Annotated in this window: 19 protein-coding genes and 1 pseudogene; 7 read left to right on the top strand and 13 right to left on the bottom strand. The window is 58.7% G+C overall.

The features are described from left to right. Nucleotides 1–22: 22 nt before the first annotated feature. The 12 genes and pseudogenes from FGE21_RS11700 to tssA all read right to left on the bottom strand — a co-directional run bounded on the left by FGE21_RS11700 (nucleotide 23) and on the right by tssA (nucleotide 15,682). Nucleotides 23–2,944, bottom strand: a complete 2,922-nt coding sequence (locus FGE21_RS11700; RefSeq protein WP_255731536.1) for a type VI secretion system contractile sheath domain-containing protein — start codon at nucleotides 2,942–2,944, stop codon at nucleotides 23–25. A 459-nt stretch (nucleotides 2,945–3,403) separates the two neighbouring features. Next, nucleotides 3,404–3,889: pseudogene (gene tssB, locus FGE21_RS20415) on the bottom strand (type VI secretion system contractile sheath small subunit); the annotation flags it as partial. Beyond that, entirely contained in the window at nucleotides 3,882–4,742 is an 861-nt protein-coding gene (locus FGE21_RS11695; protein WP_255731532.1) for an ion transporter, read from the bottom strand. The pseudogene tssB (FGE21_RS20415) and the gene FGE21_RS11695, both read right to left, overlap by 8 nt. Nucleotides 4,743–4,922: 180 nt before the next feature. Further along, nucleotides 4,923–7,628 carry a type VI secretion system ATPase TssH gene (tssH, locus tag FGE21_RS11690; RefSeq protein ID WP_139663470.1) on the bottom strand — a complete coding sequence of 902 codons (2,706 nt, stop codon included), beginning with the start codon at nucleotides 7,626–7,628 and terminating at the stop codon, nucleotides 4,923–4,925. Nucleotide 7,629: 1 nt separating this feature from the next. Then, entirely contained in the window at nucleotides 7,630–8,703 is a 1,074-nt protein-coding gene (gene tssG / locus FGE21_RS11685) for a type VI secretion system baseplate subunit TssG (protein ID WP_139663469.1), read from the bottom strand. Beyond that, on the bottom strand, nucleotides 8,667–10,544 hold the full coding sequence (gene tssF / locus FGE21_RS11680) for a type VI secretion system baseplate subunit TssF (RefSeq protein WP_139663468.1): 1,878 nt from the start codon (nucleotides 10,542–10,544) through the stop codon (nucleotides 8,667–8,669). The genes tssG and tssF overlap by 37 nt, the downstream gene beginning before the upstream one ends. A gap of 1 nt (nucleotide 10,545) precedes the next feature. Then, nucleotides 10,546–11,043 (bottom strand): type VI secretion system baseplate subunit TssE, encoded by a 498-nt coding sequence (gene tssE, locus FGE21_RS11675; protein ID WP_139663467.1) that lies wholly within the window; start codon nucleotides 11,041–11,043, stop codon nucleotides 10,546–10,548. Continuing rightward, entirely contained in the window at nucleotides 11,036–11,839 is an 804-nt protein-coding gene (locus FGE21_RS11670; protein WP_139663466.1) for a type VI secretion system accessory protein TagJ, read from the bottom strand. The genes tssE and FGE21_RS11670 overlap by 8 nt, the downstream gene beginning before the upstream one ends. Before the next feature lie 98 nt (nucleotides 11,840–11,937). Next, on the bottom strand, nucleotides 11,938–12,438 hold the full coding sequence (locus FGE21_RS11665) for a type VI secretion system tube protein Hcp (protein WP_139663465.1): 501 nt from the start codon (nucleotides 12,436–12,438) through the stop codon (nucleotides 11,938–11,940). A gap of 75 nt (nucleotides 12,439–12,513) precedes the next feature. After that, nucleotides 12,514–14,010, bottom strand: a complete 1,497-nt coding sequence (tssC, locus tag FGE21_RS11660) for a type VI secretion system contractile sheath large subunit (RefSeq protein ID WP_139663464.1) — start codon at nucleotides 14,008–14,010, stop codon at nucleotides 12,514–12,516. A 19-nt stretch (nucleotides 14,011–14,029) separates the two neighbouring features. Continuing rightward, nucleotides 14,030–14,545, bottom strand: a complete 516-nt coding sequence (tssB, locus tag FGE21_RS11655; RefSeq protein ID WP_139663463.1) for a type VI secretion system contractile sheath small subunit — start codon at nucleotides 14,543–14,545, stop codon at nucleotides 14,030–14,032. Nucleotides 14,546–14,623: 78 nt separating this feature from the next. Then, entirely contained in the window at nucleotides 14,624–15,682 is a 1,059-nt protein-coding gene (gene tssA / locus FGE21_RS11650) for a type VI secretion system protein TssA (RefSeq protein WP_139663462.1), read from the bottom strand. A 171-nt stretch (nucleotides 15,683–15,853) separates the two neighbouring features. On the opposite strand from tssA, the gene FGE21_RS11645 reads away from it, so the two are divergent. The 6 genes from FGE21_RS11645 to FGE21_RS11620 all read left to right on the top strand — a co-directional run bounded on the left by FGE21_RS11645 (nucleotide 15,854) and on the right by FGE21_RS11620 (nucleotide 20,226). After that, the gene (locus tag FGE21_RS11645) at nucleotides 15,854–16,699 is read left to right on the top strand and encodes a hypothetical protein (RefSeq protein WP_139663461.1); all 846 of its coding nucleotides are present in this window, start codon (nucleotides 15,854–15,856) and stop codon (nucleotides 16,697–16,699) included. A 62-nt stretch (nucleotides 16,700–16,761) separates the two neighbouring features. After that, the gene (locus FGE21_RS11640; RefSeq protein WP_255731531.1) at nucleotides 16,762–17,184 is read left to right on the top strand and encodes a hypothetical protein; all 423 of its coding nucleotides are present in this window, start codon (nucleotides 16,762–16,764) and stop codon (nucleotides 17,182–17,184) included. 3 nt (nucleotides 17,185–17,187) lie between these two features. Next, complete coding sequence (locus FGE21_RS11635; protein WP_139663460.1) at nucleotides 17,188–17,838, top strand: MotA/TolQ/ExbB proton channel family protein; 651 nt, start codon at nucleotides 17,188–17,190, stop codon at nucleotides 17,836–17,838. Next, complete coding sequence (locus FGE21_RS11630; RefSeq protein WP_139663459.1) at nucleotides 17,835–18,251, top strand: biopolymer transporter ExbD; 417 nt, start codon at nucleotides 17,835–17,837, stop codon at nucleotides 18,249–18,251. Before FGE21_RS11635 ends, FGE21_RS11630 begins: the two co-directional genes overlap by 4 nt. Beyond that, nucleotides 18,248–18,661, top strand: a complete 414-nt coding sequence (locus FGE21_RS11625) for a biopolymer transporter ExbD (RefSeq protein ID WP_139663458.1) — start codon at nucleotides 18,248–18,250, stop codon at nucleotides 18,659–18,661. Before FGE21_RS11630 ends, FGE21_RS11625 begins: the two co-directional genes overlap by 4 nt. Continuing rightward, the gene (locus tag FGE21_RS11620) at nucleotides 18,658–20,226 is read left to right on the top strand and encodes a DUF4384 domain-containing protein (RefSeq protein ID WP_139663457.1); all 1,569 of its coding nucleotides are present in this window, start codon (nucleotides 18,658–18,660) and stop codon (nucleotides 20,224–20,226) included. Before FGE21_RS11625 ends, FGE21_RS11620 begins: the two co-directional genes overlap by 4 nt. Before the next feature lie 19 nt (nucleotides 20,227–20,245). Here the strand turns inward: FGE21_RS11620 and FGE21_RS11615 are convergent, their stop codons facing one another. After that, a complete protein-coding gene (locus tag FGE21_RS11615) occupies nucleotides 20,246–21,745 on the bottom strand; it encodes a caspase family protein (RefSeq protein WP_139663456.1) in 1,500 nt (499 codons plus the stop codon). Between the two features lie 261 nt (nucleotides 21,746–22,006). On the opposite strand from FGE21_RS11615, the gene FGE21_RS11610 reads away from it, so the two are divergent. Next, on the top strand, nucleotides 22,007–23,047 hold the full coding sequence (locus FGE21_RS11610; protein ID WP_139663455.1) for an OmpA family protein: 1,041 nt from the start codon (nucleotides 22,007–22,009) through the stop codon (nucleotides 23,045–23,047). Nucleotides 23,048–23,295 lie beyond the last annotated feature (248 nt).

Here is a 23,295-nt window from a genome sequence, read left to right as displayed (position 1 = left end):
TAAAGAGTTTCGGAATACAAAATCATAGGTCATTCAAAAGTGCCTCAAGGTCGGCATCCAAATCGCCGTCCAAATCAGTATCGTCGTCTCCAAATCCAGAAAGCAGCGCGTCCAAATCGTCGTCGTCACCACTGGCATCGTCCAAATCAAAATCGAAGTCTAAATCGTCGCTGTCGCCGGTATCGCCACCTTCCGCCGCCGCAGGTTTCGACGGTCGCGGGTCCGGTGGTGACGGTTCAGGCGCTGGTTCTCCTGTCCAGGGTCCCAGCAAGGTGTCGCCACGCAAAGAGTTGAAGGAGGTCAGGCGGATCTCATCCCTGCCGCGGACAGACGCAATCGGCATGAAACCACGTTCTTTGGCAATTGCAATCTTTTCCAGGTCCACATTGCGTTCCGTACAAGGCAGAGCAACCTGATCCCCGAAGCGGTCGTTCACATAGTGAAACGGCATATCCCCCAAAGACATGATAGATCCCAGTTGCAGGGACGGGCCGTTCTCCCTGAAGGACTTCGCCATCAGAATAGCGGCGAGAACCACCGGGTTCCCCCACAGCATGCCACGCAGCCCTTCCGCCTGGGTGAACTCCTCAAAGTCGAAGGGATCAATCGGCTCCGACCGGGCGCCATAGGGTCGCCGCAACAGAAACCGGGGCGTCAAAAGCCCGAGATGGCCCGCTTCTGCCATGCCGCTCAGCGTATCCCATGCCTCCGCCACGACCTTTGGCCGCTCTGCCTTCTCCGTGCCCCAGAAACCGGGCGTAATGGCAGCCAGGAAAGGCGCATCGACATGCGCTGCAACGCGTGCAAATCGCGCCAGCAATTCGGCATGCGGGGGCGTTTCCTCAAAGGTATAGAGACCAACAAGCGCAGAATAGGCGCCACGGCCAGTTTCCTCGTCCATCGGGTCTTCGGTCAGCAGGCGCACAAATCCGGTTTGGGACAGGTCCTCCTGCGCCGCGAGATCTGCCGCCAGCTCCTCGGCCGAGACATCATAGACCATCACGTCCAGAGTATCGTCGACTTCGACTGATCGCGCGATCAGATCCAACGAGCGCCACTGCGCCTCTACCGATTGGAACTCCGGGTGATGCAGGACCAACCGCATCGCATCTGAGAGCGCAAGGTCGACCGCCTCCTGCATTGCGCCGAGATTGGGATCCGGCAAGGCACGGATATGGGGCCCCACGATCCGCGCCATCATATCTTCGACCGGGGAAACCGTGCGCAGACTGTTGGTTGTGTCGCCAATCAGGCTTTGGAAGTCGCTCAGCCTTTTGTCGGCGGGCACCGCATTGCCGCCAGACCGCGATTTCGGCGCACGCGCCGGGGTGCCATGTGCCTCGGCCCAGCCAGACAGGGTCTTCATGGCATGATCTTTGGTGACCCCGCTCTGAAGCTGCTTGCGCAGACTGACCAGTTCGGAGAACAGCGCAACGTTGTCATAAAGCTCATCCGGGTGCAGATCGTCGATCTCGCCCAGCTTTACGGAAATGCCCGCACCCTCTTTTCCAATCGGAAGCACAAGCTCGGTCGCAAAGCTCTCGATGACGTCGTCAATCGTGTCCGGATCCAGCACGATCGGTTTGCGCTCCGCCAGGGCCTCCCCGGTGTCGAGCTGCCCCTTTGCCGCGCGGCCGGTGAAATCGCCGAAAATAGCGATGCGGAAGCGCTTGCGTGTCAGCTTTTGCGGCTCCGGCCTGTCTGCTGAAATCGTGCCATATGCAAGCTCGGGTTTGCGTTGGCTGCTCTCGTCGTCTGTCGGCGCATCGCCATCGTCCAAATCGCCCAGCAACGCATCAAGTCCTGCATCATCCGAACCGTCATCATCGCCGAGATCGGCAAGAAGCGCATCCAGATCATCGAGATCATCAGCCTCTTCCGTATCGACCTCCGCATCAAGGTCCCCAAACAGCGCATCCAGATCATCGAGGTCATCCGTGTCAGCTTCCCCCAGATCAAGGCCACCCAACAGGTCATCAAGATCATCGTCGCCCGTGTCATTTGCCACTGTGTTTGCGGTATCTTCGGCAAGGCTTGCTTCCTGTTCGTCGGCCTCAGGCTCGCCGCCAAGCAGCGCATCAGGATCGAGGGCGCTTTCCGCATCCTGCTGTTCTGTTTCGGCCAGCAGGCTGTCGAGATCGAAATCTCCGTCGTCAGGCTGCGCATCGAAACCGCTCTCTCCTCCGTCCGCGTCAACGTCACCAAGCAAAGCGTCCAAATCGAGATCATCCTCCGGCGCAGACGCGGCGCCTTCCGTCACATCAGCGGCTGCATCAGCGATAGCCGGTTCTGAAACATCTTCCGGCGCATCCAAGCTGCCAAGCAGAGCATCCAGGTCGAGCTCTTCCTCATCTGCGGCGTCGTCCACCGCACCGAGGCTCCCCAGCACATCGTCAGCACTTGTCTCAACCACATCGTCAGGCGCGTCGAGATCACCAAGCAGCGCATCCAGGTCGAGCTCTTCCTCATCCGCGGCCTCCTCCACCGCACCGAGGCTCCCCAGCACATCGTCGGCGCTTGTCTCAACCGCATCGTCAGGCGTGTCGAGATCTCCAAGCAGAGCATCAAGGTCGATGTCTTCCTCGGCTGTGCTGTCGTCCGGAGTTTCCAAACCGGACAGAACGTCATCGACACTCACCGTTTCAGCGTCTTGCGGCGTGTCGAGGTCTGCGAGCAGGCTGGTCAGATCTTCATCCTCCGGCTCTGCCGTCTCTTCGACCGCTTCAACGCCGGAGAGTACGCTCGCGATATCCACTTGATCCGAGGGGGTATCTTCGACGCCTGTATCAAGGCTCGCCAGAACATCCTGAACCTCTTGTTCTGCTCCCTCTGCCTGATTGTCGCGCCGGGTGATATTGGCCAGAATATCGCCCTGTATATCCTGCTCTTCGGACGGGTGATCAGGTGCAGAGGCCGCCAAGCCGCTGAGAATACCGGATGTCATGTCTTCGGCGTCTGGCTCTTCGGCCGAAATTTGCCCTGCCAGATCCGCAAGCGCATCGTCAACCGCGCGATCCGGCTCCGCGACCACAGGCTCCTGACGGCCGAGCTCCGACAACACGGCGCCTGTCTCGTCCTCTTCGATCTCTGCCACCGGAGCGGATGCCGCAAGGTGCGCCAGCGTTTCGGCCGTGCCACTGTTCTGGTCCGCAACCACATCCGGCTCGACGGCGGCGAGTGCGGAGAGAACATCCGCGGCATCGTCATCGGCGGTGGGTGATTGAGGCGCAGCCGCGCTCAGCGCACCCAGAATTCCGGCGGTTGGGTCAGCCTCCTGCGCGGTCTCAGGCGCGTGTGACGCAAGCTGCCCCAGAATATCCGCCGTGTCGGGACCCCTGTCCTCGGCTGGTACTTCAACCTCCCGCAGGCTCTGCAGGGCCGCGGTCGTTTCTGCACCCGCCGATGCGCTAGACGCCGCGAGCGATGACAGAAGTGCCGGCGACCCCAGAATTTTCTCGATCAGTTCCTCAGCGCCCGCTTTGCCATCCATATAGGTCATCAACTGTTCAAGCTGTTGACGCGCGTCCAGCAGGGGGCGCAGGGCATCCACTTTGGAGGCAATCGCTCCGGGCGAGAAATCCGACATGCTTTCAAATGTCAGATCAACCGACAGGTTTCCTTCGCCCGTCAGCGTATTCGGAACCGAAAACGCCGCGCGCGGAGCGAGAGACCGCATACGCTCATCAAAATTATCGACGTCGATGTCCAGAAATTTCCGATCCGCAATCGCAGGCTGGGCCGTTTTTGATTGCCCCACCAGATCCGCCATCACCCCCATTACGAACGGCAACTGCACCTTTTTTTCGGCGCCATAAAGCTCGACATCATATTCGATCTGCACCCGAGGCGCCCGATTGCGTGCAATGAACTTTTGAGAGCTGTCAGCCATTGTCTTTCTCCCGCAACGCAGCAATTTCGGTTCTCAGGGACCGGATTTCATCGCGTAGCTCCACCACATGGGCGTCCACGACATCGGTTTCAGATTTCACCAGATCTCTGAGCTTGGAAATCTCGGCCTCGGTTTCCGCCTCCACTGCAGATTGCATGGTGTTCACCAAAAGACCGATAAAGAGGTTCAGAACCGAAAATGCCGTGACCACGATGAAGGGGACGAAAAACGCCCAGGCGAAGGGATGCACCTCCATGACGGGGCGTACGATCCCCATGGACCAACTCTCCAGCGTCATGATCTGGAACAGCGAATAGAAGGACCTGCCCAATGTGCCGAACCATTGCGGAAAGCCGTCACCATACATGAGCGTCGACATCACGGCGAAGACATAGAACACGATCGAAATCATCACGATCACAGCGCCCATGCCCGGCAGCGCGTCCAGCAACGCCTGAACAACCGCTCGCATTTGCGGAATCACAGACAAAAGCCGCAGCGCGCGGATCACGCGCAATCCGCGCAGAGCCGACAGCCCCTGCCGGTCTGGCAGCAGGCCAAGTGTCACCACAATCAGGTCGAACACGTTCCAGGCAGAGGAAAAGAACCGCAGGCCATAGGCATATAGCTTGAGGCTGAGTTCAACTATGAAGATCGCAATTACGGCCCGGTCTATGATGTCGAGCAATCCGCCGATGTGCGCCTGTGCGACATCCGATGTACTCAGGCCGAGTGTCACCGCGTTGAAAATGATCACCACAAGGATAGCATTTGTCACGCTTGGCCGCTCGATCAAGGCCTGCGCCCAGGCCCTGGACCCAAATGCCGGTGTATTGGTGGTCACTTCTGACACGTTCACGTCTCCATGGTTCGTTTCCACGTCTGGCCGGGAATGCGGCCGCATAAATCGCCGTATCTCATCACAGGGTGGGGCGGGATTTCCGCCACCGGTGATGCTTCGCAATGTCTGCCTCTGCTCCGCGAGCATCCCTTGGCAGCGGAAAATTCATAGCCTTCACCGCCCTGGACGGTGTCAGTCAAAGGCATATGTGAATTCGCCTCCATCCACATCGATTGAGACGGTCTTGACCTCCTGCCCCTCCATCAAGCGGCGCAGGAACTCATTTGAAATATCCGGCAGCATCGAATTGGTGACAATCGCATCGATCATCCTGCCGCCGCTCTCCAGCTCCTGGCAGCGATCGACAATCGTATCGACCACCGCATCGGTATAGACGAAAGGAACACCATGGGAGCTTTCGACCCGTTTCTGGATCCGGCCCAGTTGCAGCTTCGTGATCTCTGCGATCATCCCCGGCGACAATGGGTAGTATGGTATCGTGACCATGCGTCCGAGCAAGGCCGGCGGGAACACCTTCAGGAGGGGATCGCGCAGCGCCTTGGCCAGCCCCTCGGGGTCCGGTAGCAGGTCCGGGTCAGAACACATGTCCATCACCATGTCCGACCCGGCATTGGTCGTCAGCAGGATCAGCGTGTTCTTGAAATCGATCACCCGGCCTTCGCCGTCCTCCATGACGCCTTTGTCAAACACCTGAAAAAAGATCTCATGCACATCGGGGTGGGCTTTCTCAACTTCATCGAGCAGCACGACCGCATAGGGTTTGCGCCGAACCGCCTCGGTCAGAACACCACCCTCACCATAGCCAACATACCCCGGAGGCGCGCCTTTCAGCGAGCTGACCGTATGCGCCTCCTGATACTCGGACATATTGATGGTGATCACATTCTGCTCACCACCGTAGAGGACTTCGGCCAAGGCCAGTGCGGTTTCGGTTTTCCCGACCCCCGAGGTCCCGGCGAGCATGAAGACACCGATGGGCTTGTTCGGGTTATCAAGACCCGCCCGGCTGGTCTGAATGCGCTTGGCGATCATCTTCATCGCATGATCCTGACCAATCACGCGTTTTGCCAGGTGTTCCTCCAGATTGAGAATGGTCTGGATCTCATCCTTGACCATGCGTCCGACCGGAATGCCGGTCCAATCCCCCACCACAGACGCGACCGCCTGGTGATCGACAATCGGCAGAATAAGCGGCCGGTCTCCCTGCAGCGTTTCCAGTTCTGCGTTCTTGGCTTTCAGCTCCGTCATGAGCTGCGCCCGCTCTTCCTCGGACAGCGGGCTTTCCGGCGCATTTTCATCCGCCATCGGCACATCGACGGGGGCCGCCCCTTCCCGGAGCTTCGCCCTCAGGTCAAGGATCGCGTCGACACAGGATTTTTCTTTGTCCCATTGGGCGGTCAATTCAGCCAGCCGCGCGGTTTCGGCATCTTTGGCCACCGTGACGGCCTCGCGGCGGTCCGCGACGTCGTATCCTGCGGTTTCATCGCGGCCTATGATTTCCAATTCGGTGGTCAACGCTTCGATCCGGCGTTGGCTGTCATCCACCTCGGCGGGCACCGCGTGCTGGCTCACCGCGACGCGGGCGCAGGCGGTATCAAGGAGGCTCACACATTTGTCCGGCAACTGACGGGCAGGAATATAACGGGCGGACAGGCTGACTGCGGCCTCGATCCCCTCGTCCAGAACCTGAACCCGGTGGTGTTTTTCCAGCATCGATGCAATCCCACGCATCATCAGGATCGCCTTGGGCACCGAGGGCTCTTCGACCTTGACGACCTGGAAACGCCGGGTCAGGGCCGGGTCCTTCTCGATGTATTTCTTGTATTCCGCCCAGGTGGTTGCCCCGATGGTCCGCAATGTTCCCCGCGCTAGGGCCGGTTTCAGCAGGTTCGCGGCATCGCCGGTGCCGGCTGCGCCGCCTGCCCCGACGAGGGTATGGGTTTCATCGACAAACATGACAATCGGCGTCGGGCTGGCCTGAACTTCGTCGATCACCTGACGCAGCCGGTTTTCGAACTCACCTTTCATGCTGGCTCCGGCCTGCAGAAGACCCACATCCAGGACCAGAAGACGCACATCCTGCAAAGCGGGCGGAACATCACCCCGGGCGATCCGAAGGGCAAACCCCTCGACCACTGCGGTTTTTCCGACGCCCGCCTCACCGGTGAGGATCGGGTTGTTCTGGCGCCGCCGCATCAGGATATCCACTATCTGGCGGATCTCTTCGTCGCGTCCCACGATCGGGTCGATTTCCCCGGCCTTGGCCTGCGCTGTCAGATCCGTACAGAACTGCTCCAGCGCTTCTCCTTGCCCCATCTGGCCCGGGCTCATCGCGCCGGAGGCCTCGCCCGGAGTGGCGCCGCCCCCCACGTTGGATCCATCCTGCGCCGTCAAACGCTCTTCCGGCGAGCCATCGGTCGCCTCGGCGAAATGGTCGGCCAGATCGTCCGGACCAATGCGCGCCAGTTCAGGGGACATGCTGTTCAGAATATTGCGCAGCGCCGGTGTCTTCAGCATCCCCAGCAGAAGATGCCCCGACCGAACCTGATTTGCCGAGTAGAGCAGAGAGCCCCAGACCCAACCGCGCTCCATGGCGTCCATCAGATGATCGGACAGATCCGAAATCGTCGACGCCCCGCGTGGCAGCATATCCAGCGCCCGCGTCAGCTCGGTTGCGATTTTCCCCTGATCCAGATCGTAATGCGCAATGATGCGGTGAATGTCGCTGTCCTGCTGCGCCAGAAGCTGATGCAGCCAATGCACCAACTCGACATATGGGTTGCCCCGCATCTTGCAAAAGACGGTCGCACTTTCGACGGCCTGATATCCCAGTTTGTTGAGTTTTCCAAACAAGGCCACACGGCTGATCTCAGTCATATCAGGTCCTTCCCTCTGTCGAATTATTTTGTCCTGACGCCGTATGCGCCGGATATAGAAATAGATCCTCGGCGTCGGCACGCTCCGCATCCGGGTCGCGACGCGTGCCAATCCAACTGGTATGTCCCAGCCGCGTTGTCCCCCCCAGGCTTGCGCGTGGCACCTCGTCCCCGTCCAGAACCAGGTTCACATCCCAATCGAGGCAGTCGCCGACATATGTCCGGACAATGGAGCGCAACCGGTTGAGGCTGTCCCCGCCGGGCAGGAGCCGCTCGTAGTCTTTCAATGACAATGGGCCGATGCGCAGGCGGAATTTTGCGGATCGGGTCCAGACTTTATCGCCAATTGAAGTGGTCCGGCCCAAAGACCCCATCCCGAGTTGCCAGCGATCATCCGGCTCCAGTTCCAGCCATGAGCCCACAAACTCCTGCAGGGTCACTTTGACCCCCAGAAAGGAGGAGATGATCGAGACCAGACCTTCGGGATTTCTCGCCTGCTGCCCGAGGTGACCGGCGTAGTGCAGCCGTGCGAGGTCGGGCATCTCATCGCGATCCTGCAGATGATCCCCATGGTAGCCGACCAGAGCGGCCACCTTGCGGGCCATTTGGTCATTGCCGCGATCAAAATTCACCGCCGGAGACCCCTGCGACCAGGCGCGATACAACAGGCTGAGCATCCGGTGCGTCAGCATGTCGGCGAAGGCGACCATGGTCGGGTCGCGGTGGTTCCGCCGCCGGTCACGGGCATATTCTGTCATATGCAGCGGCAGCGGTCCCGATGGACCGAAGAGGCCGAAAAACCGGTTGGTCAGACGGGCGGGAGAATCCGCCGTTGCGGATTTGAAATCCGCAATAGTGGATGGCGGAAACGCAAGCTCCGCCTCTTGTCCCAGGCGCAGCGCGTCCTGCCGGGGGCGGCGGCTTTCCCCCAAACGGGGGTGGTCGGAGAAATGTGCTTCAAGCACGCGCAGCGCCTGAAACAGATGATGTTGTTCCGGCGCATCGACGAGCTTGTCGAATAGAGATTTTTCAGATCCGGTCACAGAACGCGACCCAGACCTTTCACTGGTCGCCATCGGGCAATTTCCCCGCGTTTTTCCGTTTTCAGGACAGTTTCCGTAAATGAGTTTATGCTGGCGTAGCCCCGGAAGAAACGTTCCAGAACGGCTCCCAGCGCATAGATATTCGTGCCTTCAAAATAGCTCTCATCAAAGCCGAGCGAGACCTCGATGCCGCGGACAGCGGTGGACAGGACCTCGTCGCTCATCCGCCTGACAATGGGGCGGGTGGAGACCGACAGGATGCCCTCCAGCTGCTTGTCAGTCACTCTGTTTCCAAGTGGTGCATAGAGGCCGATCAACTCTCTCAGGGCCGCGGCGGACTGGCCTCTCTCACTTTCTGCAATGGACATGTAGTTGAGGCTCAGATGTGAAATCAGCCGCCAGGCCGTATCCCCTTGCGCGAGCGTCGGATGGGGGCGCGTCGGCGAAACGGGTAGCGAAATCGCCTTGACCGGACCGCCGTCGGGCAGGTGGAATACATCGTCATTCCCGGTGGCCAGCAGCATCGGCAGGTCGCGGTTGGTGCACAGGGCGGTCACCGCCAACTGTTCCAGCCCCGCACTGTAGGGGGCCTGGGCGCGATCGACGAGCGTCAGGTAGACTTCTGAACCAAGATAGGACGACCGGACCCCCCGCAGGCGCTCCTTCTCGGAGCGCTGACGCATCTGGCGCTTCAGCGTGTAATAGGCGGAATGGCCCTCTCCGGCGGCTGTCAGGTCGGTTGCCGAATAAAACGGGCGAAAGATTACGTCATCCTCACCATCGCCACTGATCCCGGTCACCGATTGGAGCGCATAAATCTCGAAATCCAGACCAGCGGTTCGGTTGGGAATAACGTGATGCTGCGTGTCCTTGGACAACACGCGCACCCGGTCACAGCGCTTTTCAAACAGGTTGACCGCCGGCACCGCGTAGGGTTCGAACACCTCCGGAGCAACGACCGTGTCAATCCCCTTCATCCCGTCACGCAGCAGAATGTAGAGGTCGACATCGGCGCCCTTGGCCTTACGAATGGCGGCTTTTAGTCCGTCCAGTTCCACAAACCGAAAGCGCTCGGGCATCGCGAAGTATTCCTGGAGCAACCGATACCCATCGAACACCCGGCGCGGCACCGGCAGCAGGGCTTCGTCCGGCGAAAACCCTTTCTGTTTCACCGTCGCGTCCTGCAAGGGCAGCTGCCAATCATCCCGCCGGTCCGTGCTGCGGCCAACGATACCGGTGACCTGCGTACAGAGCAGTTCGAGCAGCGGCCAACTGTTTCCGGCGGCATTCGTCAAGAACAGGCTGAGGCTGTCCATGTCGAGTTCTCGGATCGGCTCACCATCTTTGCGACGCAACCGCAGCCGGATACCCGCCCGGGCATCGTATCCCTGCGCCACACCGGCCGCGACAAGGTCCCCGCGTCCGTCAATATACTGCGCCTCGGCGATTTCCACCGGCCACAATGTCAGATCGGACGCGGTGTGAAACTCGACCGCGGTTTGCAGGCCATCGGTCAGCCCTGACCGCATGACGGTCCCTCGGGGCAGTTTGTATCCTGCTTTTACGGCGGAATTCGATATATCCGGCTCCATCCGCGCAATCATCATCGAGGGCGTCGGGGCAAGATAATGCGGATAGATGATCTCGAGCAGGTTTGAGGTGAAATTCGGGTATTGGAGCTGCAGCTCCAATTGAACCCGGGCCGACAGGAAGGCCACGCCCTCCAGCAGGCGTTCGACGTATGGGTCGAGGACCTCGACCCCCTCCATACCCAGACGGGACGCAATTTTCGGATAGGCCGCCGCAAATTCCGCGCCCATGTCGCGGAGGTAATTGAGCTCGGTTTCATAGTGTTCAAGGAGCCTGGTGTCCATGTCAGCCCCTCCGATCCATATGAATTTCACCGGTCGTCAGATCCACCTTCGACCGCAAATACAGCTCCAGGGGCATGGGCTGCGCCCACATGTCAGCCCGAATTTCCAATGCAATGGTCATTTGCGCAGTGTCATCGCCGTCGACCAGCATCACATCGACGGAACCGTCAATGATCCGGGGTTCATAGGTCTGAATCGCCACGCGGATCGCATCCCGAATTTCGCGGATCTTCTCCTTGGCGGTGAATTCACCGGTCACTTCCCGCAACCCGAAATTCAGCACCGACTTTGACACGGCCGGGTATCGCTCTTCATCGATGTAATGCGTGGCGTTCTGCGTGTTCAGCAGCCAGGACAAATCGCGCTGGATGATTTCCCGAAGCCGGACGAGATCAATGACGCGGGTATCACGCGTCTCCTTTCGCTCGTTGGGCGCATCATCTGTGAGCCGATCCAAAAGCGACGGCTGCAAGCGCTCGGCGATGGTCTTGTCAGCCATCGCCAGACGTGCTCCCGTCCATCTTCAGCAAACGCAGATCCATCAACGCGACGTCTTCGACGTTGGTGGCCAGAACACGCTGCCCCAGACCTGAAAACGTATCGGCGCCCAAATCGGTCCAATTGGTTTCCCGGCCCAGCGCGGCCTTGCCACCGGCCTCGGCTGATCCCGGGTAACGGGCAGGCACCAGAACGGCGAGCGCACCGCCCTCTTTCGGTGTCAGCGTACCCGCCATCCACACCGAATCCCGCAGGTCCGCAGGCTCTTCCAGTTCCAGCGTCTCGATCTGAGCAAAGGGCATCCAGAAATAACGCCCGTTTACAATGACTTCCAGTACCGGGCCCAGGCGCGAGTCCGCGTCCGCGATCCAGTCGAACCGCGTTCCATTGATCTCTCCGCTCACCGCCGGAGCGGCATCGAACGCACGCGCACGGATGTCGGCGGCCTGCTGGATGTTGCCGGTTGCCTGCGCTTTTTGTGCCTGAATCAGCAGCGCGAGCCACTCTTGCGGCTCACCGAAGATCAGGGGATCCTTTTCGCCCTTGAAGACCTTGTCGCGATAGACCTCGCAGATGATGGCTTCGCGGTAGGCCTGAGCCATCGTCGTCGCCGCGCTGTCCATGTCGGCGGATAGTTTCAACTGGGTGACCGCGCGCTTCCAGTCCCCAAGAACACACAGGAGCTGGAACAGAAAGATCCGCAATTTGGCATTGGACGGATCTTTCCGAACTTCGTCCTGCAACGCGGTCAAAGCCGCAGCCGGATCGCTCTCTTTCAGATGCTCTTGTGCTGTCATGGACACGAAGCGCTCCCCCCTGAAATGTCAGAATGAATATATTTTTGGCCCCGGGCGCCACAACGCCCGGGACTTTGATAACACGGCAAAGCGTTGGATTATTCGACCTGACCGGTCTGAACGTTCCACTTGAAGGTGTTTTCGGTCTTCAATTTCGCCGTTTTCTGGTCGGTGGACTTATATTCGTGCTCAATTGCAGCATAAGCCATGGTCCAGGTTTCTTCCGGAATGCCGTCTTCAGACCCGGAAATCGAGTAGCTGTCGATCACGACATCCTTCAGTTTCCAGATGGAATAGGCTTCCAGACCGGCAGAGGCGCTTTCGCCGGACCGGCACATATGCAGTTTGATTTCGGGGCGCACAGTGCCGTTTGCAACCGATGTTGCCAGTTTATTGGAGGCAATGCCCATCTGGGACGTGACTTCGACCTTGCCGAAGTTGGAGTTCGCGTGACCGCGTTGCGTGGACCCCAGATCGGTCATCTCGACGGCGCGCTCGACGTTCCAGCTCAGAGATTGGATCACGATCCATTTGTCGTGGCCTTTTTCGGTCGCATCGCCAGGGATGTCAGAGATATTAACGAACATGTTCGCAGCCATTGTTCATTCCTTTCAGATCAGATGATTTGGGTTTCGAAGTGAGTTTGGGTGATAGGTAAAATGCGCGACCTTAAATCAGCCCCCCTTCTCGGAGGGCAGTTTGGAAACCAGTCTCAAAGATACTGACAGGCCTTCCAGTTGGTAATGCGGACGCAGGAAAAACTTCGAGCTGTAATAGCCCGGGTTTCCTTCGACCTCTTCGACAACCACCTCGGCCGACGCAAGCGGCTTGCGCGCTTTCTCGGACTCGGATGAGATGTCGGCATTGAAATCAACGTAATTGTTGATCCAATCCTGGAGCCAGGACTCCATGTCCTGACGGCTCTTGAAAGAGCCAACTTTGTCGCGAACCATACACTTCAGGTAATGAGCGAAGCGGCAGGTCGCAAAGAGATAGGGCAGACGCGCACCAAGGTTGGCATTGGCAGAGGCATCCGGGTCGTCGTATTCCGCAGGCTTGTGCAGCGACTGCGCGCCGATGAATGTCGCCACATCCGTGTTCTTGCGGTGGATCAGCGGCATCATGCCGTTCTTGGCCAGCTCCGCTTCGCGACGGTCATCGATTGCGATCTCGGTCGGGCATTTCTGATCCACACCACCGTCCGTTGTCGGGAAAGTATGCGAAGGCAGCCCCTCCAGCGTTCCGCCGCTTTCGACACCACGGATCCGCGAGCACCACCCATAGGTCTTGAAGGAACGGGTGATGTTGGTTGCCATGCCATAGGCGGCATTGACCCAGGCGTATTTGTTGCTGTCCGCGCCCTCGGTGTCTTCTTCAAAGGCGAATTCTTCAACCGGATCCGTCTGTGATCCGTATGGCAACCGGCCCAGGAAGCGCGGCATGGCAAGCCCGACATACTTGGCATCTTCGCTGTCACGCAAAGAGCGCCACGCTGCGTATTCCGGCGTCTGGAAAATCTTGGTCAGGTCACGCGGGTTCGACAGTTCCGACCAGCTATCCATCTGGAACAGGGTCGGTTTCGCACCGGTGATCAGCGGAGCATGCGCCGCAGCGGCGATCTTGGACATTTCACCCAGAAGCTCAATGTCCGGCGGAGAATGATCAAAGTGGAAGTCGGCGACGAGACTGCCGTAGGGTTCGCCGCCAAGCTGGCTGAATTCCTCGGAATAGATCTTTTTGAAGATCGGGGATTGATCCCAGGAGGTGCCCTTGAACTTCTTGAGCGTCTTGGACAGCTCTTTCTTGGAGACCGGCAGAACCCGAATTTTGAGCTGCTCGTCGGTTTCAGTGTTGTTCACCAGGTAATGCAGCCCGCGCCAGGCGCTTTCCAATTGCTGGAAATCTTCATTGTGAAGGATCAGGTTGACCTGTTCCGTCAGCTTCTTGTCAATCTCGGCAACGATGCTTTCGATCGATCGCAATGCATCGTCCGAAACCAGGCTGGTATTCGCCAGCGCCTGTTCCGCCAAAGTTTTGACGGCAGATTCCACTGCGGTCTTCGCCTGGTCGGATTTCGGGCGAAACTCCTTTTGCAGCAGGTTTGCGAATTCACTGGAGCCAAACGCGGAGGCGCCTGCGGCGGCTTCTGTCTGAAGGTCTTGTTCAGCCATTTTTATCCCTCCCTAAAATCTATTCGCCAGCATCGTCAGCACCACCGGGGGCGGGCTGCGCGGCCAAAGTCTTGAGCAGGCTCGGGTCTTGAATGATCTTTGAAATAAGATCCTCGGCGCCTGTCTTGCCGTCCATATAGGTCATTAGATTGGAAAGCTGTGTCCGCGCTTCAAGTAGCTCGCGCAAAGGTTCTACTTTTGCAGCGATGGCAGCGGGCTTGAAATCGTCCATGCTCTCAAACGTAATATCGACCGCCAGGTTGCCTTCACCGGTCAGCGTATTTGGAACCGTGAAGGCCGCCCGAGGCGCCATCGACTTCATCCGGTCATCAAAGTTATCGACATCAATTTCGAGAAATTTACGGTCCGCAATCGCTGGCTGTTCCACTTCGGATTTGCCGACGAGGTCACTCATGACACCCATAACGAACGGTAATTGAACCTTTTTCTCGGCACCGTAAAGTTCCACATCATATTCGATCTGAACTCGCGGCGCGCGATTACGCGCAATGAACTTCTGTGAACTGTCTGCCATCTAGGCCTCCTCGCTCGTCACTTTTTGTACAGCACTGGATAGATATTCCGTCGCGCCAACCCGGAAATTAAGTTTCAATCAATCTTCTTCTTCGATGCCACCGACGAGGTTCACATTTTCCAAACCGCGTGGTGCCATATCGTTTATTATGGTCAGGAAATCCGCTCCAACCAATCGCTTTGCGCGCTCCAGCAACAGAGGGACCGGGCTCGAAGGCTCCTCCCGTTTGTAATACGCAATGATGCGGTCAATCGTATTTGCCACATCTGTTGGCGAGTTAATGCTGCCAACACCGCCCGGAGCGACGCCGCGCGCGCCAGAAACTGATGGTTCAGGACTTCCCCCATCCCCATCATCCCCAGACTCAGCATCACCCTCTGGTTCCTCCATACTACCATAAGAGCGCATTTTTTGCGTCATTTGCCGCAGCAGCTTCAGCAGCGCATCCAGATCCGGGCCTTGGCCGGGGATTTTCTCGTCGAAAACACCGGCAATAGCGCGAATATTCTCCTGAAGTGTCTCTAACGCTGCCAAACGACTTGCCAGGATTTCATCATCAGTGTCTTGGAAGGCTGCCCCAATCGTGGAGGTATCCGGAATATGATCCATGCCCTCCGGCGCCGACAGAATGCCCTCTGCGATTTCAATATCGCGCATGGAAAATCGGCCAAACCCACGACTGTCGGTCAGCGCGACACGACGCAACGACCGAAACGTGGGAGAGGCCCCCCCCATCCCGTCAGCTTGGCCACAGAGGTCCTGAACCGCATTCACCCGCATCGTGGGGTCACCATCATCTTCGTCCAACATCGGATGACAGGTGTCCCAAAAATCCTCCAGCATGCCACGAATCAGAGTGGTGACCTCGGCAAAGCCGGTCACACCTTCGGAATGAAGGATGGCATCCGCGAGAAAGACAGAGGCACGCAGGTCATGCGCCCGTTCAAGGACAGAAAGGGCCCTGGCCTGCACCTCGCGGTAGTCGGGATCTGTCGCAGGAGTGACCTGATCTCCGATCACTGTTTCCTCGCCGGGCTGTGAAGCAAGCGCCATCGCAATGAACTCGGGATCATACTCAGGATCCGACCCGCTTGGCGAACCTTCACCTTTTGCTTGCAAGAGGATTGTCACATCCATTTTGCCCTAACCCCCCTCGACACAGCGTTTTTTGTTCTTTCGGAATAGTGACGGATTCACGCGCATGCCGCAACGAATAATACCGAGCAACAAAACAATAACTTGACCTAAAGTCAGCCTTATCGAATTCTCAATGTCAATTGTTTTGCTCTATTGGGGGGAGGGTCACCCGTGAAACCGACGCGCATTGAAGGCAGCGACGTCCGCACCCTGGTGCGCGAAGGAGCCAAGCGAAGAACCAGCTTTGCCTTCTGTATGGACGCCAAGAATGATCCATTGCTGATGATTCAGCCCGGCAACAAACCTGAACAGTTGCGTCCCCACCTCAAGTCCGGTGGCGGGCGTCCTCCGATGGCCTGGGGCACCTTTGTGGTCCGTTCGGACGAGATGGAAATGACCTGCGAGCAAGCGCCCGCAAAAGCGATAGCCAGCCTCAAACGGTTTTTACGGGCGAACAAACCCAAGGTAAATGTCTTGTTCCGCGATGACGGCGGCAACCTTCTGGACAGTCTGAAGCCGGAAAAAGCAAGTAATGATGATGGCGTCACGACGCTCGACGAAGTGAACTCGACCGGCATCGATCCGAAACTTGTTCAGCCTCTGCTGGCGCGCGCCAAGCGCATCAAACCCAGGATCGCCCGGGCGCCCGGACCTCTGGAACGCAAGTTGAAACGCGGCCTGTCAAAATCGCTCGCTCAGATCAATGAGGGGCGATTGGAAGAGGCTCAGACATTGCTCACGGTGATCGAACAGGCCGTTGCCCGCATAGGGGCAGACCGGGAGAGCGCTGACGCCAGCATGAAGCGGTCTGACCGGTCGCGGAAAACGCGGACCCTTGGCGCCGACGTCAATCGCGCCAAGAAACTGCGCGCGTCTATCGTCCGTGCGCCTGGCAGCAAACGCAGCAAACTCGACCGTGCCGTGCATGTCGCTGCACGGCTATTGAAACACAAGGACTACGACAAAGCACGGTTGGTTATGGATCGTATCGAAAAGGCTCTTGGGGCCATCGTCTGAGGCGCAAGACGGGGTCCGGCCACGGCATGAGATCCGGTCGCTGTCACAATCGGAGAACACGAATGAGATTGATCAAGAATTCCCTGGCGATTGTCGCTGCCATTTTTTTTGCCCTCCCCGTTCTGGCCGCAGAAGGACGGCTGGGGGTCGAACTGAACAAGACAGAAGAAATAGAAGGGGGCGGTTGCCGGGCATTTTTCCTGTTCCGAAACGAGTCCGGCAAAAGCTTCTCGGGTTTTGAAATGTCGCTGGCGGTTCTCGACGGACAAGGGGTCATCGACCGGCTTTTATCCATTGATGCCGCGCCTTTGCCGATTTCGCGCACGACCCTCAAGCTGTTCGAAATCCCCGAACTCTCCTGCGCAAATATTTCTGAAATCCTGCTTCATGACATGACATCCTGCCAGCCGCAGAATGAAGATGAGATCGATTGTTACGCGATTTTGGATCTCTCCTCGCGGGCAGCGGCTCGGCTGGTGAAATAGGCAATGGGCCAACTCATCGAAACCGTTGGAACCGGCGGGCCGATCCTGGTTGCGCTTGCTGTTCTGTCCCTGATTTCGCTCACCGTTATCATCGTAAAATGGATTGAGCTTTGGCCTGTTTTGTCCGGTGCCGAGGATCGAGCCAAGGCGATCCGGATGTGGCAACAGGCAAACCGCAAGGATGCGATCGGTCTGGTCTCCGGTCAATCACCCGCTGATCGCGTTCTGGGCTTCGCGATGAATGGCCTGTCGGATGGTCTGCGCCCGGCTTTGCTGGACTCTGAGATAGAGCGCCGCGGCAGTGCCGAGCTGTCTGCAATGCACCACCGCATCCGACTGCTGGAGATCACCGCGATGGTCTCTCCGCTTCTTGGCCTCCTTGGTACCGTGCTGGGCATGATCCAGAGCTTTCAGGAGCTGGAACTCGCTGAGGGGGCTGCCAATGCGTCGATCCTCGCCGGCGGTATCTGGCAAGCGCTCCTGACGACGGCCGCCGGGCTGCTGGTCGCAATCCCGGCGGCGATCGCGGCCGGGTTGTTTTCTGCCCGCATCGAACGCGCAGCCCAGAGCATCGAAACCGCGGTGGGCCAGCTGATGCTGGCGGAGGAAGCCGCCCGGGAAACTGAAGGGGCAGGGCACGCCAGGACATCATGAAACTTACGCGCCCCGCCCCAGCCCCCGGTCTCATTTCGCTGGTTCCAATGATCGATGTGCTTCTGATTTTGCTCGTGTTCTTCATGGTAACATCGAGCTATCTCAATCTCGACATGATCCCCGCCAGGAGCCCGCAAACCCCGGACGCCGTCAGATCAGCAGACGCCCCCGCCGGCAGCACGATCATGATCCGTCTTGGCAGCAACGGGCAAATTGGACTTCGTGGGCGTGACCTGTCGCCGGATGAGCTGCGGCAGGAAGTGTCACAGGCCCTTGCCGATGACCCCCTGACCCAGATCCTGATCCTGCCCGCCGGGACAGCGCGCACGCAGGCTTTGATGACTGTGTTGGATGTGTCGGCGCAAGCGAATGTCCAGAGGTTGCGAGTGTTGCGGCTCGAGGGCAGGCCATGAAGATCCGGCGACCCGCGCGAGGCACCATCGGCGAGCCGATTACCGCGCTGATTGACGTTGTCTTTTTCCTTTTGGTGTTTTTCATGCTGATTGGACGGATGGATGCAACGGCCCCGTTCGAGGTGTCCCCGCCCGAGGCTCAGACCGGCCAGGATCTGCCGGCTGGCGGCGTGACCCTGTCTGTCTCCGACGAGGGCGATTTGGCGCTGGATGGCACTCTTCTGGCTCTCAACGTGCTAGAGACCGCGCTCCGTCACCGGCATGAGGGGAACAGTGATATCCGCCTGCGGATCAACGCCCATCAAGACGCAGAATTGCGGACCGTTTTGCCGTTGGTATCCCTGGCCGAAGAGATCGGGTTTGACGATATTGTTTTCATCGTGACCCCGGGCGAGAGGGCCTCGCCGTGACCTTTGCCGAAGAGCGCATCGGATCCCGTGTCGGCGCCGCATCATGGGGGCTCGGCGCAACTGGCTCCCTATTGGTGAATATCGGCCTTGTGGCATGTGTGATTGTCAGCCTGCGGCCGCAGGAAATTCAGGATCACGATCGGCCGCAAAGCGAATTTCAAGTGTCCTCGCAATCTGTTCCGACCAGTGACGCCGCTGAGGCAAATGCCGACGCCACGGATTTGCCTCCGGCTGAAGGAACATCAGAACCGGTAGCGAGCAGCGCAGTCCGGCAATCCTCGGCCAAGTCCGTTCCGGCTGAAAATGAGCGCATCGCGACCGCATCCGGCAGCGCCGCGCCCATTGACGCTACCGATGTGGTGCCCGCTGTCGCCCGGCGCCTCTCTCCGGAACGCGCGCCAGTCGCCTTGGTGGAGGGCCCGGCTGCAAAGGCAAATGAGGTTCAGGCGCCGGCAACTGAGCAATTGCAGACCGCTGTACCCGTCGGTGTCGCCGTGGCTCCGGTTGCTGCCAGCGTCTCGCGACCCCTCGCAGAGGTTGCGGCGCGCAACACACCACTGACATCCCCATTGCGGCTGCCGTCCACCAGCATCCTATCGGTTCAGGCGTCTGATCCGCGCAATATCCCCCCGCAAGAGACCACCGCCCGGCCGCTAGCGGAAACAGACCCGCCAGCAGTCCCGTTGACTACGTCCTCCACAGAAGACGTCACCAGCAGTATGACCGCAGCTCCCCCCGCGGCACCGTCAATTCGTGCCAGTCTTGCCTTTCCGGCGACGAATGCCTCAGACGTGGACCCGCAGTCCCTTGCCGTGTTTCAGCAATTTCAAGATCCCGGGTCCGCAGGTGCAGCGCTTCGGGACGGGCTGGCGGAGCTGCTGTCCGCCATTCCCTGCGCACGTGTCCAGCTTTCTTTTGATCCCGAAACCGCCAGCCTGGAGCTGCGTGGTCACCTTCCCGAGGACAGCATGCGCGCGCCGGTGCTTGCCGCGCTGCAAACGGAAATGGGTCAGGATATTGTTCTGCAGGATGAAATGCGACTGCTGCCGCAACCTCAATGTGGTGCGCTGGCCGGTATCTCGGATGTGGGTCTGCCGCAGAGCACCGACCAGATCACCAACCCGCTTCTGGTCGGCGACGATACGCATGCCAGGGTGCTGAACTACGCGGGCGGGGATCAGCTGTTCTTTGACCTGACCGCGCCCGACTACCCGGCCTACGTTTATGTCGATTATTTCGACGCAGGCGGATCGGTTCTGCATCTGTTGCCAAATGCGCATGTAGACCTTGCAAAAGTGCCGCCGATGTCCGGGTTTCGGGTGGGCGCAAAAGACGCCAGCGACCGCGGCTTGATGATAACGGTCGGGCCGCCCTACGGGCAGGAGATCGCCGTCGCCTTTGCGGCATCTCACCCCCTGTTTCCCGATCGCGACACACGCCCGCTTCAGGAAGGTGCTGCGCCCTATCTCCTGGAATTGAAGAACGCCGTCCATGAGGCGCGCAGCAAACATCCTGATTTCAAGGGAGAATGGGTCTACTTCCTCGTCACAACACACGCACCCTGACGGCCACCTGCGCTGCGAACTAGCTGCAGCCCCCGGCGGCCCAGCTTCTCAATGCCTGCTTCATCACGCCGCCAAACGGGTGCTGTTTCGACAGCGAACGCTGCAAGTCGGCGGTCAGATACGTGCGCGCCTGCGTACACAACGCCTCCCGCGTCCAGTTGTGACAATTGCTGCAGCTTTGTTCTTTCCAGTATTCCTCCGGCAGACCCGCGACAGGGGGAAACATCGGAGATTGATGCACCAATTCGCCGAGGGTGAGACCGTTGACCTGGCTCAAATCGGACTCCAGCCTGCTTGCGAATGTGATCGGGCCGACCTCGATTTGTTCACTGAGCGGAGCATCCAGCAAACTGGCTACGATATTCGGGGCTGAGGACAGGTCCGGATCATCTCCGCCATCGGTCTGTCTGGCCGCGAGCTCTACCTGAGCGAGTTCGACATAGCGCCCGTTCGGAAAGGCCTGCAGATACGCCGTGAGTGCGGCCGCGCCGTCCTCGTTCAGAGCGGCCTCGAACATTGCGGTTTCATCAGTCACAGACAGCGTGGAATTTGCCGAATCGCCGGACTGTGCACTCTGCGAGATTTCCTCCAGAAGGGCCCGGGCATCAGCGGCATAGGGGCTGTCGCCATAGGACCGCAGGAACAGCATGACTTGCACAGCGTCACGGCTTTGTTGCGCCATATTCCACAACTCGCGTTCCGCAATTGCCGCATCGGATCCCGCCCCAAGATTGCTTTCAACCTTGTTGAAAACAAAGTCATTCACCAATGAAGAGCTGTCCCATGGGGTTTGGCGTCCATCCGTTTCCTCAAGAACAGAGCGCCGGACTTGTTTCAGCACCTGCTCAATCGGTTCATTGACCTTGGTGATCTCCCGCGCGAGGGCGTTTGTGAATGGGCTGTTGCCTTCAGCCCCATCCAGCGCAACATCACCCGGCGCTGTCGCATAGGCGAGAAAGGTTCCGGTCGGAGCCTGCATTTCCGCAAGCCCGTTGTCGTTCAGCTCTGACACGCTCACAAAGGGATTGTTTCGGCACGCATCGAGAATAACGATGTTCGTCGCATTGCGCGCCGACGCCATTTGCCGCAGGACAGATTGCGCTTCGACGGCGACCAGATCGAGGTCAGCGGCATCGCTCAGGGTCACATCGACCGGCAAGAGGTAGTTGTTGCCAAAGCTCTGGACGCCGTGACCTGCGTAATAAAACAGGCCGACCGCCGCCTCGTCCTTGGCCCGCAGGGTCCGCCCGAACTGGGCAATCGCGCGTTTGAGTTCGACCTGGGTTGCATCGGTCAGCAACGTCACTTCAAACCCGACCTGTTCCAGGGTTCGCGCCATAAGCTGCGCATCGTGGACCGGATTGTCCAATGACGTCACGGCCCCGTATGTGGAGTTCCCGACGACCAGGGCCATACGGTCCTCCGCCCAGGCGGCGCTGGCAAAAACAGTCAGGCCAATGGCCATGATCACGCCGAGCCAATTGGTCAGATCATTTACAACACGTTGCACAAATTTCATCCCAGTTCATTCAGAACGCCACGCCGAAGCCGGTTCGGCCAGCCCAAGTCACGCTGGCCCAGTTCACGTCAACCCAAGTCACGGCAGACCAAGTCAGGCATCGCACAGGCAATATAGCATGGATCTCTCAACGTGTAATTTACATGTCTTTGCAAATCGATACTACAGCCAAGCCAATCAACCCAAGCTTGGTGGCGATGAAAATGCTACACTTGCCCGACACCTATTTGCATTCAGCAAGATTCAAAGGGAAGCCGAAGGATGTTGAAACGGATTTACTACCTGATATTATTGACATTTCTGTCATTCAGCCACGGCGCATCCGCCAACCCGTTCGAGGGCGGATGGCAACTGGACACAGCTCAGTCAACCATTGGTTTTCTCTCGGTCAAGAAAGGGACGATTGCCGAATATAGCGGTTTTGCGTCCTTTGCAGGAGAAATTGACGGCGCCGGGAATGCAAATATCACGATCGCTCTGGATTCTGTCGACACCAAGATTGACCTGCGCAACGTCCGTATGCGGTTCCTGTTCTTTGAGACATTCAAGCACGCAGAGGCGGTTATCAAGGCCTCCATTCCGCAGGACCAGATTGCGGATTTATCCCAGACCAAGCGGAAGATAATCGATCTCTCCGTGACGCTCAGCCTTCACGGCGTTGTTGCTGATCTGACGGCTCCGGTCGCGGTCACCCTTCTGGACGAGAATTCTATCAATGTGTCCACTGTCCAGCCGATCATTCTGTCGCTGTCTGATTTCGACCTTCTGAACGGCTTGTCGAAACTGGAAGATGCGGCCAGCGTGACGATCACACCAGTCGGGATCGTCAGTCTTGATCTGAATTTCCGGCGGAGCGGCTCGGAAAACCTCCAGAGCGTTGCCACGTCGCAGATATCGGGCAGTCAGGCCGCGCTTGAGACCACTGGCACATTCAACCGCGATGAATGCGTAGGGCGGTTCGAAATCCTGTCTCAGAGCCGCAGCCTGAATTTCCCGCCGAATACGGCCGCAATCACGGCCGAGGCGCGCTCGTTTCTTGATGTGCTTGCGGACGTGGTGAACCGCTGCCCGGATATGAAGGTAGAAGTAGCAGGCCACACCGATGCCTGGGGCAAAGCGCAATGGAACCTGGAGCTCAGTCGGCAACGCGCAGTGGCTGTCGCCAAGTACTTGATGGAAAAAGGAGCATCCCAATCCAGGTTGGTGCCGGTCGGCTATGGCGAAACAAGGCCTCTGGTCGGCAATGACACCGTGGAAAACCGGGCGAAGAACCGTCGCATCGAGTTCAAGGTTCTCAACTAGAGCGCTGCTGCCCCGTTTTTCCCGCCGCAACTCCGCATCGACAGGAGCTGACACGGGTCAGCACCGTCGGCCCGGGCGGCTGTCAAACAGAGATACAGAAAAAGGTTCCGATCAATCCGTGAGCGGAAAGAGATGCCTGATCGCATTGCTGCGGAAAGCCATCTATATTTTTATCGCACAGATGTATAACAAGGTTCTGCAAAGCGCTCACTCGCCTTGCAGAACCTGCGACTTCAGAGAGTTTCACG

Source organism: Phaeobacter sp. B1627, from assembly GCF_006265095.1.
GTDB lineage: Bacteria > Pseudomonadota > Alphaproteobacteria > Rhodobacterales > Rhodobacteraceae > Epibacterium.
This window is presented reverse-complemented; position numbering and strand designations above follow the sequence as displayed.

Coding starts and splice junctions, on each gene's coding strand:
- FGE21_RS11700 (WP_255731536.1), bottom strand. CDS start 2,944: ATGACATCCGGTATTCTCAGCGGCTTGGCGGCCTCTGCACCTGATCAC.
- tssH (WP_139663470.1), bottom strand. CDS start 7,628: ATGACTGAGATCAGCCGTGTGGCCTTGTTTGGAAAACTCAACAAACTG.
- tssG (WP_139663469.1), bottom strand. CDS start 8,703: ATGGCGACCAGTGAAAGGTCTGGGTCGCGTTCTGTGACCGGATCTGAA.
- tssF (WP_139663468.1), bottom strand. CDS start 10,544: ATGGACACCAGGCTCCTTGAACACTATGAAACCGAGCTCAATTACCTC.
- tssE (WP_139663467.1), bottom strand. CDS start 11,043: ATGGCTGACAAGACCATCGCCGAGCGCTTGCAGCCGTCGCTTTTGGAT.
- FGE21_RS11670 (WP_139663466.1), bottom strand. CDS start 11,839: ATGACAGCACAAGAGCATCTGAAAGAGAGCGATCCGGCTGCGGCTTTG.
- FGE21_RS11665 (WP_139663465.1), bottom strand. CDS start 12,438: ATGGCTGCGAACATGTTCGTTAATATCTCTGACATCCCTGGCGATGCG.
- tssC (WP_139663464.1), bottom strand. CDS start 14,010: ATGGCTGAACAAGACCTTCAGACAGAAGCCGCCGCAGGCGCCTCCGCG.
- tssB (WP_139663463.1), bottom strand. CDS start 14,545: ATGGCAGACAGTTCACAGAAGTTCATTGCGCGTAATCGCGCGCCGCGA.
- tssA (WP_139663462.1), bottom strand. CDS start 15,682: ATGGATGTGACAATCCTCTTGCAAGCAAAAGGTGAAGGTTCGCCAAGC.
- FGE21_RS11640 (WP_255731531.1), top strand. CDS start 16,762: ATGAGATTGATCAAGAATTCCCTGGCGATTGTCGCTGCCATTTTTTTT.
- FGE21_RS11635 (WP_139663460.1), top strand. CDS start 17,188: ATGGGCCAACTCATCGAAACCGTTGGAACCGGCGGGCCGATCCTGGTT.
- FGE21_RS11630 (WP_139663459.1), top strand. CDS start 17,835: ATGAAACTTACGCGCCCCGCCCCAGCCCCCGGTCTCATTTCGCTGGTT.
- FGE21_RS11625 (WP_139663458.1), top strand. CDS start 18,248: ATGAAGATCCGGCGACCCGCGCGAGGCACCATCGGCGAGCCGATTACC.
- FGE21_RS11615 (WP_139663456.1), bottom strand. CDS start 21,745: ATGAAATTTGTGCAACGTGTTGTAAATGATCTGACCAATTGGCTCGGC.
- FGE21_RS11610 (WP_139663455.1), top strand. CDS start 22,007: ATGTTGAAACGGATTTACTACCTGATATTATTGACATTTCTGTCATTC.